Origin of the sequence: Rubrivivax albus (genome assembly GCF_004016515.1) — a bacterium.
GTDB lineage: Bacteria > Pseudomonadota > Gammaproteobacteria > Burkholderiales > Burkholderiaceae_C > Rubrivivax > Rubrivivax albus.
This window is the reverse complement of sequence record NZ_SACT01000001.1, coordinates 973,039-990,403: the sequence shown is the minus strand read 5'-3', so window position 1 is coordinate 990,403 and position 17,365 is coordinate 973,039. Positions and strand designations below refer to the sequence as shown.

The window sequence follows — 17,365 nt, the reverse complement described above, 5'->3', positions numbered from 1 at the left end:
GCAGCTCCTGTGGATGGAAAGACAGATTTGCAGTCGATTCTAGGCTGGGACGGCCAAAATCGAACGACCGTGCTATTTTACATCGTGCAGCGCAGCACGGGCACCCCTTTGGACGTCCACGCGCGTCAGCAGCACGATGCCGGCCAGGAAGAACAGGCCGGTGGACAGGATGGCCAGGCGGTGGTTGCCGGCGGTCAGCAGCGTGACCAGGCCGTAGGTCAGCGGGCCGACGATGGCCGACAGGCGGGTGGCGAAGGTCCACAGCCCGAAGAACTCGGCACGCTGGGTCTCCGGGGCGAACAGCGCCGCCAGCGCACGCCCCGCCGACTGGCTGGAACCCATGCACAGGCCCGCAAAGACGGCCGCGACCCAGAAAAGCGTGGCCGTCTCGGCCAGGAAGGCGAGCACGGTCATCACCACCCAGCCCCACAGCGTGACGGCCAGCGCGGGGCGGTGGCCGATGTGGTCCTGCCAGTAGCCGAACGCAAACGCGCCCACCGCCGAGGCGATGTTGACCAGGAAGACCAGCATCATGGTCTGCGTCTGCTGGAAGCCCAGCACCTGTTCGGCGTACACCGCGGCCAGGGCGATGACCACCGCGATGCCGGCCTGGTAGGCCACGGCACAGGCCATCAGCCAGACGAAGTCGCGATAACGCTGCGCCTCCTGCCACGTGCGCCGCAGCCGTTGCAGCGAGGCCACCAGGCCGCCCGCCTCCAGCGCCTGGGGTTGCGGCACGGCGCGTTCCTTCAGCAGCGCAAAGGTCACCAGCGCCGCCAACAGGTAGACCGCCGCGGTGATCAACATCGTCACCGGCACGAAACGGGTGGCCGGCCAGCCCTGGCCCTGGGCCCAGATCACGAAGCCGAGGCTCAGGCCCAGCGTGAGCATGCCGCCGAAGTAGCCGAAGCTCCAGCCCCAGCCGGAGACCTTGCCCAGGGCATCGCGCCGCGCCAGTTCAGGCAGGAAGGCGGCGATCAGCGCCTCGCCGTAGGCATAGCAGAGGTTGGAGACGATGACCGCGGCCACCGCCAGCCAGAGGTCGCCAGGCCCGGCCAGCGCCAGCAGCGCGGTCGCCACGACGCAGCCGACGGTGGCGAACACCAGCAACCGCTTCTTGGCCGCGCGCAGGTCGGCATAGGCACCGATCGTGGGCATGGTCAGCATCACGATGGCACTGGACAGCGACAGCGTCAGCGTCCAGGCAAAGGTGGCCCAGTCGGCATTGCCGGCCACCACGCCGACGAAGTAGGCGTTGAACACCGCCGTCAGCACCACGGTCGTGTAGCCGGAGTTGGCGAAGTCGTACATCGCCCAGCCGAAGACCTCGCGCTTGGCGACACCGGGGTTCAGGGACTCGCGCGCGGACAGGGCCATGGGTCGGATTCCAGGAAGGCGGTCGGGTGGACTGGTGCCCGGAACCGGGATCGAACCGGTACGCCCCGGTCAGGGGGCGGCGGAGTTTAAGTCCGCTGCGTCTGCCAATTTCGCCATCCGGGCCCGGTGCTGGCCGGCGGATTATGGGCGGCCGGCCGAGGTCGCCCGCCGCGGCAAGCCAGAAAGCACGAAGCCCCGGCAATGCCGGGGCTTCGTCGTGTCTGGAGGCGCGACCCGGAGTCGAACCGGGCTAGACGGATTTGCAATCCGTTGCATAACCGCTTTGCTATCGCGCCGTGCGGTTGCTGCTACAACTGCGCCACATTGTGGCAAGAAAAAAGGAAGCCCGTGGCTTCCTTCTTTCCGTCGAGCAACTTGGAGCGGGAAACGAGGCTCGAACTCGCGACCTCAACCTTGGCAAGGTTGCGCTCTACCAACTGAGCTATTCCCGCGTCGTCAGCCTCACACTATAACAGGGTTTTCAGGGCTCTTCAATGGGGCAGAGCATCCGACCCCGCTGAAGGGGCAACCGCCGGTGCGGCGGCCGCCTCGGGCTTGGCCACGGCCTCCTCGTCGGGCAGCGGCTTGGGCTCGCTCTCCAGCGCGATCTTCAGCACCTGGTCGATCCAGCGCACCGGCACGATCTCGAGGTTGTCACGGGCCGCGGCCGGGATGTCCTGCAGGTCCTTGACGTTCTCCTCCGGGATCAGCACGGTCTTCACGCCACCGCGGTGAGCGGCCAGCAGCTTCTCCTTGAGACCGCCGATGGCCGTGACCTCGCCACGCAGCGTGATCTCGCCGGTCATCGCCACCGTCGCCTTCACCGGGATGCCAGTGAGCGCGGAGACGAAGGCCGTGGTCATCGCCGCGCCGGCGCTCGGGCCGTCCTTCGGCGTGGCGCCGTCGGGCACGTGGATATGGATGTCGCGCTTCTCGAACATCTCGTCCTTGATGCCCAGGCGGCGCGCGCGGGCGCGCACGACGGAGCGCGCGGCTTCCACCGACTCCTTCATCACGTCGCCCAGCTGGCCGGTGCGGATGATGTTGCCCTTGCCGGGCATCACCGCCGCCTCGATGGTCAACAGATCGCCACCCACCTCGGTGTACGCCAGGCCCACGACCTGACCGACCTGGTTGGTCTTCTCGGCGCGACCGAAGTCGAACTTGCGCACGCCCAGGAAGTCGTTGAGGTTGTCCTCGGTGACGACCACCCGACCCTCGTAGCTCTTGAGCTGGATGCCCTTGACCACCTTGCGGCAGATCTTGCTGAGCTCGCGCTCGAGCGAGCGCACGCCGGCTTCCCTCGTGTAGTAGCGGATGATCCCGCGGATGGCGGCCTCGGTGACCTCGAGCTCCTCGTCCTTGACGCCGTTGTTCTTCTGCTGCTTGGGCAGCAGGTAGCGCTGGGCGATGTTGAGCTTCTCGTCCTCGGTGTAGCCCGCCAGGCGGATGACTTCCATCCGGTCCAGCAGCGCCGGCGGGATGTTCATGCTGTTGCTGGTGGCCACGAACATCACGTCCGACAGGTCGAAATCGACCTCGACGTAGTGGTCGCCGAAGGTGTGGTTCTGCTCCGGGTCCAGCACCTCGAGCAGCGCGCTGCTCGGGTCGCCGCGGAAATCCATGCCCAGCTTGTCGATCTCGTCGAGCAGGAAAAGCGGGTTGCGGGTGCCGACCTTGCTCAGGCTCTGCAGCACCTTGCCCGGCATCGAACCGATGTAGGTGCGGCGGTGGCCGCGGATCTCGGCCTCGTCGCGCATGCCGCCCAGCGCCATGCGCACGAACTTGCGGCCGGTGGCGCGCGCCACGCTCTGGCCGAGCGAGGTCTTGCCCACGCCCGGGGGGCCGACCAGGCACAGGATGGGCGCCTTGACCTTGTCCACGCGCTGCTGCACCGCCAGGTACTCGAGGATGCGGTCCTTGACCTTCTCGAGGCCGAAGTGGTCCTCGTTGAGCACATCCTCGGCGAGCTTGAGATCGTGCTTGATCTTGGTCTTCTTGGCCCAGGGCAGACCAGTCAGCACGTCGATGTAGTTGCGCACCACCGTGGCCTCGGCGCTCATCGGCGACATCAGCTTGAGCTTCTTGAGCTCGCTCTCGGCCTTCTTGCGCGCCTCGGCCGGCATGCGCGCAGCCTTGATCTTCTTCTCGAGCTCCTCCATGTCGGCGCCTTCTTCGCCGTCACCGAGTTCCTTCTGGATCGCCTTGACCTGCTCGTTGAGGTAGTACTCGCGCTGGCTCTTCTCCATCTGGCGCTTGACGCGCCCACGGATGCGCTTCTCGACCTGCAGGATGTCCACCTCGTGCTCGAGCAGTTCGAGCAGCTTTTCCAGGCGCCGCGCCACCGACGGGATGTCGAGCACCGACTGCTTGGCCTCGAGCTTGAGCGGCAGGTGCGCGGCGATGGTGTCGGCCAGGCGGCCGGCGTCGTCGATGCCGGAGATGCTGGTCAGGATCTCCGGCGGGATCTTCTTGTTGAGCTTGACGTACTGGTCGAACTGCTGCGTCACGGCTCGGCGCAGGGCCTCGACCTCGGGCGACGGCTCGGCTTCCGGCGCCACAGGGACCACGATGCCGATGAAGTGCTCGTCCTGCTCGGTGATGGACTCGGTGGTCGCGCGCTGGATGCCCTCGACCAGCACCTTCACGGTGCCGTCGGGCAGCTTGAGCATCTGCAGGATGGAGCTGACGCAGCCGATCTCGAACATGTCGTCGGCCTTGGGCTCGTCCTTGCCGGCGGACTTTTGCGCCACCAGCATGATCTGTCGGCCGGCTTCCATCGCGGCTTCGAGCGCCTTGATGGACTTCGGGCGCCCGACGAACAGCGGGATCACCATGTGGGGGAACACGACCACGTCGCGCAGCGGCAGCAGCGGCAGGGTGATGGGTTCCGAGGGGAGGATGGGGTGTCCGGACATGGAGTCTTCCTTTCACGGTCCCAGTTGGGGCCCGCGACGGGGTTTGCAAGGCCCACCGACCGCGCCGCGCGGCGGGCAGGACCGGAGCAGGGCGCTCAGGCGCTGGCCTTGGCCTGTTCCCGGTAGACGAGCAGCGGCTTGGCGCCGTCTTCGATGATGTGTTCGTCGATCACCACCTTGGCCACGCCGTCCAGCGCCGGCAGGTCGAACATGGTGTCGATCAGGGCGTGCTCCATGATGGAGCGCAGGCCGCGGGCACCGGTCTTGCGCGCCAGCGCCTTGCGGGCGATGGCCGACAGCGCCGAAGGCCGGATCTCGAGCTCCACGCCGTCCATGCCGAAGAGCTTCTGGTACTGCTTGACCAGCGCGTTCTTCGGTTCGGTGAGGATCTGGATCATCGCGTCCTCGGTCAGTTCCCCGAGGGTGGCGACCACCGGCAGGCGGCCGACGAGTTCGGGGATCAGGCCGAACTTGATCAGGTCTTCGGGCTCGACATCGCGGAAGAGCTCGGAGACCCGCTTCTCGGTCTTGCTGTGCACCGTGGCGCCGAAGCCGATGCCGGACTTTTCCGTGCGGTTCTGGATCACCTTCTCCAGGCCGTCGAACGCGCCGCCACAGATGAACAGGATGTTCGTCGTGTCGATCTGAAGGAAATCCTGGTTCGGGTGCTTGCGCCCGCCCTGTGGCGGCACGCTGGCCATCGTGCCTTCCACCAGCTTCAGCAGCGCCTGCTGCACGCCCTCGCCCGACACGTCGCGGGTGATGCTGGGGTTGTCGGCCTTGCGGCTGATCTTGTCGATCTCGTCGATGTAGACGATGCCGCGCTGCGCGCGCTCGACGTCGTAGTTGCAGTTCTGCAGCAGCTTCTGGATGATGTTCTCGACGTCCTCGCCCACGTAGCCGGCTTCGGTCAGCGTGGTGGCGTCGGCGATCACGAAGGGCACGTTCAGCAGGCGCGCCAGCGTCTGCGCCAGCAGCGTCTTGCCGCTGCCCGTGGGGCCGATGAGCAGGATGTTGCTCTTGGTGAGCTCCACCTCGTCCTTGCCCGCCTGGTGCTTGAGCCGCTTGTAGTGGTTGTAGACGGCCACCGCCAGCGTGCGCTTGGCCGCGTCCTGGCCGATCACGTACTGGTCGAGGCTGCCCTTGATCTCGCTGGGCACCGGCAGGTCGGACTTCGGTGACTTGGGCGCGGCGCTCTCGGCCGGCACCTCGTCACGGATGATGTCGTTGCACAGCTCGATGCACTCGTCGCAGATGAACACGGACGGGCCGGCGATGAGCTTCTTCACCTCGTGCTGGCTCTTGCCGCAGAAGGAGCAGTACAGCACCTTCTCGCCTGTCGCGCCCTTCTTGTCTGCCATGGATGTGCGTGTCCGCCTTTTGGGGGCCCGTGGCCGGGCCTGGGTGATCTGCTTGCATCATAGACCATCGCGCCGTCGCGTTCCGGGCGGGATTGGCCATGGAAAAGGGGCCGATTCGGCCCCTTTCGCTGGTGATGCCGGCAGCGGCCGGCCACGTGGTCAGGCGCGCTTGTCGAGCACCTGGTCCACGAGACCGTAATCCAGCGCTTCGGCCGGTGACATGTAACGGTCGCGCTCCATGTCGGCGGCGATGCGCTCGATCGGCTGGCCGGTGCGCTCGGCGTAGATTTTGTTGAGCTGCTCGCGCGTCTTCAGGATCTCGCGCGCGTGGATCTCGATGTCCGTGGCCTGGCCCTGGGCGCCGCCGGAGGGCTGGTGGATCATGATCTTGCTGTTGGGCAACGCGATGCGCTTGCCCTTGGCGCCGGCCATCAGCAGGAAGCTGCCCATGCTGGCGGCCATGCCCATGCACAGCGTGGAGACATCGGGCTTGATCCAGTTCATCGTGTCGTAGATCGCCAGCCCGGCGCTGACGCTGCCGCCGGGGCTGTTGATGTACAGGAAGATGTCCTTGTCCGGGTTCTCGCTCTCCAGGAAGAGCATCTGCGCGCAGACGAGGTTGGCGCTCTGGTCGTTCACCGGGCCGACCATGAACACGATGCGCTCGCGCAGCAGCCGGCTGTAGATGTCGTAGGCGCGCTCGCCGCGCCCCGACTGCTCGATGACGATGGGCACCATGCCCAGTGCGGTGGTTTCCAGCGCGCTCATACGTTCACACCTTCTCAGTTCGAACCCATCAGTTCGTCGAACGGTAGCACCTTGTCGGTCACCAACGCCCGCCCGAGGACGAACTCTGCCACGTTGTTCTCGATCACGACGGCCTCGACCTCGGCCATGCGCTGGCGATCGCCCAGGTACCAGCGCATCACCTCGGCCGGCTTCTCGTAGCTCTGGCTCATCTCCTCGATGTGCGCCTGCAGCTGCTCCGGCTTGGCCTGCAGGTTGTTGGCGCGCACCAGCTCGGCCACGACCAGGCCCAGGCGCACGCGGCGCTCGGCCTGGGGCTTGAAGATCTCCTCAGGGATCGGCGCCTTCTCGGCATCCTTCACGCCGCGCTGCTTCAGGTCGGCGCGGGCGTTCTCGACCAGGCGCTCCATCTCGCCGGCGACCAGGGCATTGGGCAGGTCGAGCTCGGCAGCGCCGGACAGGGCCTCCATCACCGCGGCCTTGTTGCGGGCCGCGACGCGGAACTTGACCTCGCGCGCCAGGTTCTTCTTCACGTCGGCGCGCAGGGCCTCCACCGTGCCTTCGGCGATGCCCAGCGACTTGGCGAAGTCGGCGTCCACCGTGGGCAGGTGCTGCGCCTCGACCTTTTTCATCGTCACCAGGAAGTCGGCCTCCTTGCCGGCCACGTCCTGGCCCTGGTAGTCGTCGGGAAACTTCAGCGGGAAGGTCTTGCTCTGGCCGACCTGCATGCCGCGCACGCCCTGGTCGAACTGCTCGAGCATCTGGCCTTCGCCGATGATGAACTGGAAGCCCTCGGCCTTGCCGCCGGCGAAGGGCTCGCCGTCGATCTTGCCTTCGAAGTCGATGGTGACGCGGTCGGTCTCCTGCGCGCCTTCGGCCGCCGGACGCTGGGCGAAGGTGCGGCGCTGCTTGCGCAGGATCTCCACTGTGCGGTCGATGGCCTCCTCGGTCACCTCGGTGCTGACGCGCTCGACCTCGACGGCCGTCAGGTCGCCGATCTTGACCTCCGGGTAGACCTCGAAGGTGGCGTCGAAGGCCAGCTGGCCCTCGGGCGCCTCGTCCTTCTGCGCGATGCGCGGCGCACCGGCTACGCGCAGGTCGGCCTCGCGGGCGGCGTCGGCGAAGGCGCGGCCGACCTTGTCGTTGACCACCTCGTACTGCACGGAATAGCCGTAGCGCTGGGCCACCACCGACATCGGCACCTTGCCGGGGCGGAAGCCGTCGGCCTTGACGGTGCGCGCCAGCTTCTTCAGGCGCGATTCGACCTCGCCGTTGATGTCGTTGGCCGCGAGCGTGAGCGTGATGCGACGTTCCAGTTTTTCGAGGGTTTCGACGGTGACGGCCATGAGGGGTTCTCTCGACAGGGTTGCGGCTGTGGGTTCGGGGTGCGGGACTCTGGTGCGCGGGGCCGGACTCGAACCGGCACGCCCGTGAAGGCGTCAGGACCTAAACCTGGTGCGTCTACCAATTTCGCCACCCGCGCGGGTGGAATCGGGCAAACCGCCGATTTTAGCCTGCCGCCGGCACCCCCCGGCCACCCCCGTCATCCCCAGGTCCGCCGCCGTCCCGCCGAACCCGGAACCAGGCCGCGTACATGGCCGGCAGCGCCAGCAGCGTCAGCGCCGTGGCCACGATCAGCCCGCCCATGATGGCCACCGCCATCGGCCCCCAGAACACGCTGCGGCTCAGCGGGATCATCGCCAGCACCGCCGCCGCCGCCGTCAGCACGATGGGGCGGAAGCGCCGCACCGCCGCCTCGACGATGGCGTCCCAGGTGGGCACGCCGCGCTCCCGGTCCTGCTCGATCTGGTCGATCAGGATCACCGAGTTGCGCATGATCATGCCGGACAGCGCGATCACGCCCAGCAGCGCGACGAAGCCGAACGGCCGGTTCAGCGCCAGCAGCGCCGCCGCTACGCCGGCAATGCCCAGCGGCCCGGTCAGGAACACCAGCATCGCCCGGCTGAAGCTCTGCAGCTGCAGCATCAGCAGCGTGAAGATGATGAACAGCATCAGCGGCACCCCGGCGGCGATGCTGCCCTGGCCCTTGCTGCTCTCCGCCGCAGCGCCCGCCAGCTCGATGGCGTAGCCCGGCGGCATGCGTTCCTCCAGCGCCTTCATGGCTGGCAGCAGCGCCGTGCTCACGGTCGGGCCCTGCACGCCCTCGACCACATCGCCCTGCACGGTGACGGCGAAGCGCCGCCCTTCGCGCCACAGCACGCCGGGCTCCCAGCCGAAGCTCACCTTGGCCACCTGGGTCATCGGCACGGCACGGCCGCTGGCCGTGGGCAGGTAGCCCTGCTCCAGCGCGTGCAGCGAGTCGCGCTCTTCCAGCGGCTGGCGCAGCACGATGTCCACCAGCTTGTCGCCCTCGCGGTACTGACCGATGGTGGTGCCCGACAGGATGGTGCGCGACGCCTGGGCCAGCCCCTGGCTGGTGACGCCCAGCGCACGCGCCTTGTCCTGGTCCACCTCCAGGCGCAGCACCTTGACCGACTCGTTCCAGTTGTCGTTGACGCCGCGCATGTCGGGGTGCGCGCGCAACAGGGCCTTGGCTTCGTCGGCCCAGGCGCGCACCGTGGCCACGTCCGGCCCGGTGACGCGGAACTGCACCGGGTAGGCCACCGGTGGCCCGTTGGGCAGCAGCTTGACGCGGGCACGCACCTCCGGGAACTCCTGCGCCAGCAGCGTCGGCAGGCGTTTGCGCAGCGCCTCGCGCTCGGCCAGCGTGGCCGGCAGCAGGATGAACTGGCTGACGTTGCTCTGCGGGAAGATGTTGTCCAGCGGCAGGTAGAAGCGCGGCACGCCGCCGCCGATCCAGGCCGTCACGGACTGCATGCCCGGCTCGGCCATCAGCCGCGCCTCGAAGCGGCGCGCCACCTCGGCCGTCTGCTGCACGGTGGAGCCTTCGGGCAGCCACAGGTCGACCAGGATCTCCGGCCGGCTGGAATCGGGGAAGAACTGCTGCTGCACCTTGCCCATGCCGGCAATGCCGGCGGCGAAGGTCAGTACCGTCAGGCCGATGGTGATCCAGCGGTGCTGCACGCACCAGTTCACGGTGCGCCGGAAGCGGCTGTAGAACGGGGTGTCGAAGAGTTCGTGGGCCTCGCCCTCGATCTTCGGCTTGGTGCGCAGCAGCCGGTAGCCCAGGTAGGGCACGAAGTAGACCGACACCACCCAGGAGATCACCAGCGCAGCCGCCGTGACAGCAAAGATCGCGAACGTGTACTCGCCCACCGACGAGTTGGCCAGCCCGATGGGCAGGAAGCCCGCGGCCGTGATCAGCGTGCCGGTCAGCATTGGCATCGCGGTGAGGTCGAAGGCGGCGGTGGCGGCGGTGAGCCGGTCGTGGCCCTCCTCCAGCTTGCGCACCATCATCTCGACCACGATGATGGCGTCGTCCACCAGCAGACCCAAGGCCACGATCAGGCTGCCCAGCGAGATCTTGTGCAGTCCGACGCCCCAGTAGTACATCGTGACGAAGGTGATGGCCAGCACCAGCGGTATGGAGATGGCCACCACCAGACCGGGCCACGGGTCCAGCCGCAGCGGCCGCTGGTGCAGGCCCAGGCTCACGAAGCTGACCGCCAGCACGATGACGATGGCCTCGATCAGCACCTTGACGAACTCGCCCACCGAGCGCGACACGGCCTTGGGCTGGTCCTGCACGCGCTCGAGCGTGATGCCCGCCGGCAGGTCCGCACGGATGGCCTCGGCCGCCTGATCCAGCGCCTGGCCGAGCGCGATGATGTCGCCGCCAGCGCGCATCGAGACGCCCAGCGCGATCACGTCCTTGCCCTGGTGGCGCACCATCACCGCCGGCGGGTCGCTGTAGCCGCGCGTGATGTCGGCCAGGTCGCCCAGCCGCAGCGTGCTGGCCTGCCCGGTGGCCGGGTTCACGGCGCGGATCGGCATCCGGCGCAGTTCGTCCACCGAATCGAAGCGGCCACCGACGCGGATCTGGAAGTTCTCCAGCCCGGCATTCAGGGTGCCGGCGCCTTCCACCGCGTTCTGCGCGCCGATCTGCGCCAGCACCTGGTTGAAGTCCAGCCCCAGCTGCGCCAGGCGCTTCTGCGACACCTCGACGAAGACCTTCTCCGGCTGCACGCCGAAGGCCACCACCTTGGCCACGTCGGGCACCTGCAGCAGCCGGTGGCGCACCTCGTCGGAGAACTCGCGCAGTTCCTCGGGTGTGAAGCCGTCGGCCGAGAGGGCGAAGATCGAGCCGTAGACGTCGCCGAAGTCGTCGTTGAACACCGGGCCGATCACGCCCTGCGGCAGCGTGTTGCGCATGTCGCCGATGCGCTTGCGCACCTGGTACCAGATCTGCGGCACCTGGGCCGGCGGCGACGCGTCGTCGAGCTGCAACAAGGTCAGCGACTCGCCGCTCTTGGTGTAGCTGCGGATGACGTCGGCATACGGCACCTCCTGCAGCGTCTTCTCGATGCGGTCGGTCACCTGCTCGGCCATCTGCTGCGGGCTGGCGCCTGGCCAGAAGGCCTGCACCACCATGATGCGGAAGGTGAAGGGCGGGTCTTCGTCCTGCCCCAGCTGGAAGTAGGCCGTGGCGCCCAGCACCATCAGCACGATCAGCAGGTAGCGCGTGAGCGCCGGGTGGGCGATGGCCCAGCGCGAGACGTTGAAGCCGAAGCGGCCAGGCGCGGTCATTTCGCCGCCGCCTGCACGAAGCGCGTGACTTTCTGGCCGTCCGTGAGCACGTGCACGCCGGCGGTCACGACCTCCGCGCCCGGTGCCAGGCCGCCGCCCACAAGCGCCAGGTTGCCGTCGGCACCGGCCACCTGGATCTCGCGCGCGGCCACCGTCATCGCCTGCGGGTCGAGCTGCCAGACGACGGTGCGGCCCCCCAGTTCGCGCACCGCGCTCAGCGGCAGGCGGATCAGGCCGTCGCGCGGCGGTAGCGGCAGGGCCACGGTGGCCGTCTGGCCCAGGTCGGCCGGCGCGGCGCCGAGGTCGGCCTTGACGAGGAAGGTGCGCGTCGCCGGGTCGGCTGCGGCGGCCACTTCGCGCACCGTGGCGGGCCAGTCGGTGTCACGCCCCCAGCCGCGCACGCGCAGCGCGCCGGTGCGGCCCTGCAGGCGGCGCACGCCGTCGACCTCGTCCTCCGGCACCGAGAACACCGCATCACGCGGCCCGGCGTGGGCCAGGCGCAGCACGCCCTGACCCGCGGCCAGCACGGTGCCGGGTTCGGCGTCGGTGGCCGTGACCACGCCGGCCGCCGGCGCCAGCAGCGTGCCGTAGCCGGCCTGGTTGCCCTGCACCGCGGCCTGGGCACGCGCCTGGGCCAGTTGCGCCTCGGCGGCCTGGGCCGTGGTCTCGCGGCGCTGCAGCTCGGCGGCGCTGATGAAGCCCTGGGCCTGCAGGTCGCGGAAGCGCCGCAGGTCGGCCGCCGCCTGGGTGGCGTTGACCTCGGCCGCCGCCACCGCCGCCTGGGCGGCGGACTGGGCCAGGCGCAGGTCCTGGGGGTCGATCTGGGCCAGCGGCTGGCCGGCCTTCACGGTCTGGCCCACATCGACCATGCGCCGCACCAGGCGCCCAGGCACCTGGAACGCCAGGCGCGACTCGGTGCGTGCGCGCACCTCGGCCGCAAAGTCCCGTTCGCCGCCCACGGTGTCGGCCTGCACGACCATCGTGCGCACGGCACGCACCGGGTCTGGCGCCGGTTCGGGGCGCGAACAGGCCGCCAGCAGCACCGACGAGAGCACCAGGGTGGCGAAGGCGGCGGCCTTCGGCGAAGAGGGACTGCGAAAGACAAACATGCCGGACGCCACCGTTAATGACTGACTGGTCAGTAATATATTGATCGAGCGCAAGGCTGTCAAACGCCCGGGCGGCCGTCCCGCGGCGCCAGCAAGACCTGCGCCCGCTGATCGCCGATGGACATCGGTGCATGGACAATGCCGACCCCGTGAACGGTGTCGAGCATTACGAGAACTTCCCGGTGGCGTCGGTGCTGTGCCCGCCGGCGCTGCGGCCCCCGATCGTGGCGATCTACCACTTCGCCCGCACGGCCGACGACATTGCCGACGAGGGCGATGCAGCGGCCGACGACCGACTCTTGGCCCTTTCGGATTACCGCAGCGCACTGCAACGGCTGTATGACGACGACGCCGTCAGCGCCCGCTGGCCCGACGTGTTCGGGCCGCTGCGCCACGCCGTGCATCGCCACGCGCTGCCGCAGGCCCTGCTGGCCGACCTGCTGGACGCCTTTGCGCAGGACGTGCGCAACCCACCCTACCCGGACCGCGACGCGCTGCTGGACTACTGCCGCCGCTCCGCCAACCCGGTGGGCCGCCTGCTGCTGCACCTCTACGGCGTGCAGGAGACCGCCGCCCTGCGCCAGTCGGACGCGATCTGCAGCGCGCTGCAGCTCATCAACTTCTGGCAGGACCTGAGCGTGGACCTGCCGCGCGGGCGCTGCTACGTGCCCGAAAGCGACCGCGTGGCGCACGGCATCGCGCGGCTCGAACCCGGCCGCGACACGGCGCAGACCCGGGCCCTGGTGCGCGACCTGTGCAGCTGGGCCGAGGGCCTGATGCGCGAGGGCGCCCCGCTGGTGCACCGCCTGCCCGGCCGCGCCGGCTGGGAACTGCGCCTCGTGGTGCAGGGCGGCCTGCGGATTCTGGAGACAATCGCGGCCATGGACCATGCCACGCTGAGCCGCCGCCCTGCGCTGGGCAAGCGCGACGTGCCCCGCCTGCTGTGGCGCGCGCTGTGGATGCGCGCATGACGGCCGTGCTCTCGCCGCAGCAGTACGTGCAGGACAAGGCCGCGGCCAGCGGCTCGTCGTTCTACTACGCCTTCCGCTTCCTGCCACCGCCGCGCCGGGCGGCGATCACCGCCTTCTACGCCTTCTGCCGCGAGGTGGACGACGTGGTCGACGAGATGCGCGACCCCGGCGTGGCGATGCACAAGCTGCAGTGGTGGCGCGGCGAGGTGACCAGCGCCTTCCAGGGCCGGCCCACGCACCCGGTGATGCAGGCGCTGATGCCACTGGCGCCAGCGCACGACATCCGCGCCGACCACCTGCAGGCGGTGATCGACGGCTGCGAGATCGACCTGCAGCAGAACCGCTTCCTCGACTTCGCCGGCCTGCAGCACTACTGCCACCTGGTGGCCGGCGTGGTCGGCGAGGTCGCCGCCGGCATCTTCGGCCGCACACAGGTGCAGACGGTGCAGTACGCGCACCGCCTGGGCCTGGCGATGCAGCTGACCAACATCATCCGCGACGTCGGCGACGACGCCCGCCGCGGCCGCATCTACCTGCCGGTGGACGAACTGCAGCGCTTCGACGTCAAGGCGCAGGAGATCCTCGCGCGCCAGGCGCCCTGGGGCTACAGCGAGCGCTTCACCGCGCTGATGCGCTTCCAGGCCGAGCGCGCGCACCGCCTCTACGACGAGGCCCTGGCCCTGCTGCCCGAGGCCGACCGCCGCGCGCAGAAGCCGGGGCTGATGATGGCCAACATCTACCGCACGCTGCTGCGCGAGATCGAGGGACAGGGCTTCCAGGTGCTGCACCAGCGCACCTCGCTGACGCCGCTGCGCAAGCTGTGGATCGCCACGCGCACGCACTGGCGCGGGCGGTGAACACGGCCGCCGCGCGCCACGTCATCGTCGTCGGCGCCGGCTGGGCTGGGTTGGCCGCGGCGGTGCGGCTGGTGCAGCGCGGTCACCGCGTGACGGTGCTGGAAATGGCGCCCCAGCCTGGCGGCCGGGCGCGCAGCCTGGCACGCGGCGACGACGTGCTCGACAACGGCCAACACATCCTGATCGGCGCCTACACCGAGACGCTGGCGCTGATGAAGACCGTCGGCGCTGACCCTTCTCAGGTGCTGCGGCGCCTGCCGCTGACCTTGCGCCAGCCCGGTCGACACGGCCTGCAGTTGCCGGACGGGCCCGCCGTGCCGGCCTTCGTGCGAGGCGTGCTGGCCTGCCGCGACTGGACCTGGGGCGAACGACTGGCGCTGCTTCGCGCGGCATCGGCCTGGGCGCTGCGACGCTTTCGGTGTCCGCCGACGACCACGGTGTCCCAGCTGTGTGCCGGCCTGCCGCCACGCCTGCGCGCCGACCTGATCGAGCCCCTGTGCGTGGCGGCACTGAACACGCCGGCCGAGGACGCCAGCGCCCAGGTGCTGCTGCGGGTGCTGCGCGACGCGCTGTTCAGCGGGCCAGGCGCGGCCGACCTGCTGCTGCCGCGTGTTCCGCTGGATCAGCTGCTGCCGCGTCCGGCGGTCACCTGGCTGCAGGCGCACGCTGCGGTGCTGCAGTTCACCCACCGGGTCACAACCGTGGCGCGCCGAGGCGCAGGCTGGACGATCGACGGCGAACCCGCCGATGCCGTGGTCCTGGCCGCCTCGGCGCCGGAGTCTGCCCGCCTCGTGGCGGATCTCGCGCCGGACTGGGCCGCCCTGGCGAGCGCATTCGCCTACGAACCCATCGTCACCGTCTACGCCGACGCCCCCGGCGCGCGGCTGGACGCCCCGATGCTGGCGCTGCCGGCCGACGACACCCGGCACCCGGCACAGTTCGTGTTCGACCTCAGCGCCCTGGGCGGGCCATCGGGCCGGCTGGCCTTCGTGATCAGCGGTGCGGCGAACTGGGTGGCGGCTGGCCGGGACGCCATCGCCGCGGCCACGCAGGCCCAGGCCCGCAGCGCCTGGCCGGGCCAGGCCTGGGCCGACAGCCTGACGGCACGCCAGGTGTTGATCGAGAAGCGCGCCACCTTCCGCTGCACGCCGGGCCTGGCACGGCCCGCGGCCAGGCTCGCGACCGGCCTGTGGGCGGCCGGCGACTTCATCGAGGGGCCCTACCCTGCCACGCTGGAAGGGGCCGTGCGCAGCGGCCTGCAGGCTGCCGACGGCGTCATCGCCGACGCCTGAACGGCAATGCCGCTATGCTGATCGTGCTTTCGCGATGCAAAATAGCCGTGGAGCGCCGATCACCATGCCCGATACCGCCGACCACACGCCCACGATCCAGGTGCTGGAGCGCGCCTTCGCGCTGCTGGACACCCTGTCGGCCCAGGCCGAGCCCATGTCGCTGAAGCAGATCAGCGAGCAGACAGGCCTGCACCCGTCCACCGCGCACCGCATCCTCAACGACCTGACCATCGGCCGCTACGTCGACCGCCCGCAGGCAGGCACCTACCGCCTGGGCATGCGCCTGCTGGAACTGGGCAACCTGGTCAAGGCGCGGTTGGACGTGCGCGAGGCGGCCATCGGCCCGATGCGCGACCTGCACAAGCTCACCCACCAGCCGGTGAACCTGTCGATGCGCCAGGGCGACGAGATCGTCTACGTGGAGCGCGCCTACAGCGAACGCTCCGGCATGCAGGTGGTGCGCGCCATCGGTGGCCGCGCGCCGCTGCACCTCACCTCCGTGGGCAAGCTGTTCCTGGCCCATGACGACCCGCAGCGCGTGCGTGCCTACGCCACGCGCACCGGTCTGGCCGGGCACACGCGCACCAGCATCACCGACCTGTCGCGACTCGAGCGCGAGCTGGCGCAGGTGCGTGCCCGCGGCAGCGCGCGCGACGACGAGGAACTCGAACCCGGCGTGCGCTGCATGGCCGCCGGCATCTACGACGACCAGGGCAAGCTGGTGGCGGGCCTGTCGATCTCGGCGCCGGCCGACCGGCTGGAGGAAGCCTGGCTCGAGCGTGTCAAGACCACAGCGGCCACGATCTCGGCCGCGTTGGGCTACCGCGGCTGAGGCCGGACGCGCAGCCGTCCTAGCGGGCGGTTGCTCGCCTGCCGAAGCAGCCTGGCATGATTGCCGGGCCGTGGGAGGGGCCGGGGCCTCGCCGGAGCTCGTCAGCGAGGCGCCGAGTCAGCGCGCCGTGGCGTGCGGCCCGCTGCCGGCCAGTGGACCACTGGCGAGCCAGCTGCGCAGGCGCTCGGCATCGGCGGTACGCGTGTAGCTGCCGGCGGCGTCGAGCAGCACCATGATCAGCTTGCGCCCGGCCATCTCGGCCTGCATCACCACGCACCGCCCGGCCTCGCGGATGTACCCGGTCTTCTGCAGCGCGATGGACCACTCGGGGTCGCGCACCAGGGCGTTGGAATTGCGGTACTGCAGTTGCCGCCGGCCGACGTCCACCGCCGCCTCCCGCGTGGTGGACAGTTCGCTGATCAGCGGGACCTCGCTGGCCGCGCGCACCAGCATCGCCAGGTCCTGTGCGCTGGAACGGTTGCCGCTGGACAGGCCCGTCGGGTCCACGTAGTGCGTGGCGTGCATGCCCAGCAGGCTGGCCTTGGCGTTCATGGCCGAGACGAAGGCATCCAGGCCGCCGGGATAGTGGCGCCCCAGGGCATGCGCGGCCCGGTTCTCCGACGACATCAGCGCCAGGTGAAGCATTTCACCCCGCTTGAGCCGCGTGCCCACGGCCAGGCGCGAACTGCTGCCCTTCAGGGTGTCGACATCGTCACCGGTGATCGCGAGCTCTTCGTCCAGCGATTGCCCGCCCTGCAGCACCACCATGGCCGTCATCAGCTTGGTGATGGACGCGATGGGCAGCACGGCGTCGGGGTTCTTGCTGAACAGAACCTCGTCGGTGTCCTGGTCGACGACCAGGGCAACGCTGGACTGCAGGTTCAGGGGGTCGGCCGTGTCACGCAGGCCGGCCAGCTGGCCCACCGAAGGCGCCGGTGGCGCCCGACGCACGACCTTGCGCGAGGTGTTGCGCTTGCCGCTCTTGGCCTGCCGTGCGGGCTTGGCCTTGGAGGACTTCTTGGCGGACTTCGGTGCCGATGCCGACGACTTGCTGCTGGCGGCCTGGGCGGCCGGCGGTTGCCCGAGCCCGAGCGCCACGGCACATGCCCACACCCCCAGCCACAGATTCCAACGCCGCATCGTTCCCTCCAGCACCTGGCAAACAGTGTACGGGAGAAACATTTGCAAGATCAAGAACTTGCGGGATGTTTCTCAAGTGGAGGCTACGACTTG

At 69.4% G+C, this 17,365-nt stretch carries 12 protein-coding genes and 4 tRNA genes; 4 read left to right on the top strand and 12 right to left on the bottom strand.

What is annotated here, in order from left to right; translation table 11 throughout:
• Positions 1–72: 72 nt before the first annotated feature.
• From ENE75_RS04640 to ENE75_RS04590, 11 genes are all read right to left on the bottom strand, one after another.
• A complete protein-coding gene (locus tag ENE75_RS04640; RefSeq protein ID WP_128196051.1) occupies positions 73–1,377 on the bottom strand; it encodes an MFS transporter in 1,305 nt (434 codons plus the stop codon).
• A gap of 32 nt (positions 1,378–1,409) precedes the next feature.
• A tRNA-Leu gene (locus ENE75_RS04635) sits at positions 1,410–1,500 on the bottom strand.
• Between the two features lie 99 nt (positions 1,501–1,599).
• Positions 1,600–1,673, bottom strand: a tRNA-Cys gene (locus ENE75_RS04630).
• 80 nt (positions 1,674–1,753) lie between these two features.
• Positions 1,754–1,829 (bottom strand) — tRNA-Gly (locus ENE75_RS04625).
• Positions 1,830–1,868: 39 nt separating this feature from the next.
• Positions 1,869–4,295 (bottom strand): endopeptidase La, encoded by a 2,427-nt coding sequence (gene lon / locus ENE75_RS04620; protein ID WP_128196049.1) that lies wholly within the window; start codon positions 4,293–4,295, stop codon positions 1,869–1,871.
• Between the two features lie 95 nt (positions 4,296–4,390).
• Positions 4,391–5,656 carry an ATP-dependent Clp protease ATP-binding subunit ClpX gene (gene clpX / locus ENE75_RS04615; RefSeq protein ID WP_128196047.1) on the bottom strand — a complete coding sequence of 422 codons (1,266 nt, stop codon included), beginning with the start codon at positions 5,654–5,656 and terminating at the stop codon, positions 4,391–4,393.
• 159 nt (positions 5,657–5,815) lie between these two features.
• On the bottom strand, positions 5,816–6,424 hold the full coding sequence (clpP, locus tag ENE75_RS04610) for an ATP-dependent Clp endopeptidase proteolytic subunit ClpP (protein WP_128196045.1): 609 nt from the start codon (positions 6,422–6,424) through the stop codon (positions 5,816–5,818).
• Between the two features lie 14 nt (positions 6,425–6,438).
• Positions 6,439–7,749 (bottom strand): trigger factor, encoded by a 1,311-nt coding sequence (tig, locus tag ENE75_RS04605; protein WP_128196043.1) that lies wholly within the window; start codon positions 7,747–7,749, stop codon positions 6,439–6,441.
• A gap of 50 nt (positions 7,750–7,799) precedes the next feature.
• Positions 7,800–7,886, bottom strand: a tRNA-Leu gene (locus ENE75_RS04600).
• A gap of 26 nt (positions 7,887–7,912) precedes the next feature.
• Positions 7,913–11,071: an efflux RND transporter permease subunit gene (locus tag ENE75_RS04595; protein ID WP_128196040.1), complete on the bottom strand. Its 3,159-nt coding sequence runs from the start codon at positions 11,069–11,071 to the stop codon at positions 7,913–7,915.
• Positions 11,068–12,180 (bottom strand): efflux RND transporter periplasmic adaptor subunit, encoded by a 1,113-nt coding sequence (locus tag ENE75_RS04590; RefSeq protein WP_128196038.1) that lies wholly within the window; start codon positions 12,178–12,180, stop codon positions 11,068–11,070. Before ENE75_RS04590 ends, ENE75_RS04595 begins: the two co-directional genes overlap by 4 nt.
• Positions 12,181–12,311: 131 nt before the next feature.
• On the opposite strand from ENE75_RS04590, the gene hpnC reads away from it, so the two are divergent.
• The 4 genes from hpnC to ENE75_RS04570 all read left to right on the top strand — a co-directional run bounded on the left by hpnC (position 12,312) and on the right by ENE75_RS04570 (position 16,132).
• Complete coding sequence (gene hpnC / locus ENE75_RS04585) at positions 12,312–13,151, top strand: squalene synthase HpnC (protein WP_128196036.1); 840 nt, start codon at positions 12,312–12,314, stop codon at positions 13,149–13,151.
• Positions 13,148–14,008, top strand: coding sequence for a presqualene diphosphate synthase HpnD (gene hpnD, locus ENE75_RS04580; RefSeq protein WP_128196034.1), 861 nt, complete (start codon positions 13,148–13,150; stop codon positions 14,006–14,008). The genes hpnC and hpnD overlap by 4 nt, the downstream gene beginning before the upstream one ends.
• Positions 14,005–15,300: a hydroxysqualene dehydroxylase HpnE gene (gene hpnE / locus ENE75_RS04575; protein WP_128196032.1), complete on the top strand. Its 1,296-nt coding sequence runs from the start codon at positions 14,005–14,007 to the stop codon at positions 15,298–15,300. The genes hpnD and hpnE overlap by 4 nt, the downstream gene beginning before the upstream one ends.
• Positions 15,301–15,364: 64 nt before the next feature.
• The gene (locus ENE75_RS04570) at positions 15,365–16,132 is read left to right on the top strand and encodes an IclR family transcriptional regulator (protein WP_233258916.1); all 768 of its coding nucleotides are present in this window, start codon (positions 15,365–15,367) and stop codon (positions 16,130–16,132) included.
• Between the two features lie 117 nt (positions 16,133–16,249).
• Here ENE75_RS04570 and pbpG read toward each other — a convergent pair whose 3' ends face one another.
• Positions 16,250–17,272, bottom strand: coding sequence for a D-alanyl-D-alanine endopeptidase (gene pbpG / locus ENE75_RS04565; protein WP_128196028.1), 1,023 nt, complete (start codon positions 17,270–17,272; stop codon positions 16,250–16,252).
• Between the last annotated feature and the right edge of the window lie 93 nt (positions 17,273–17,365).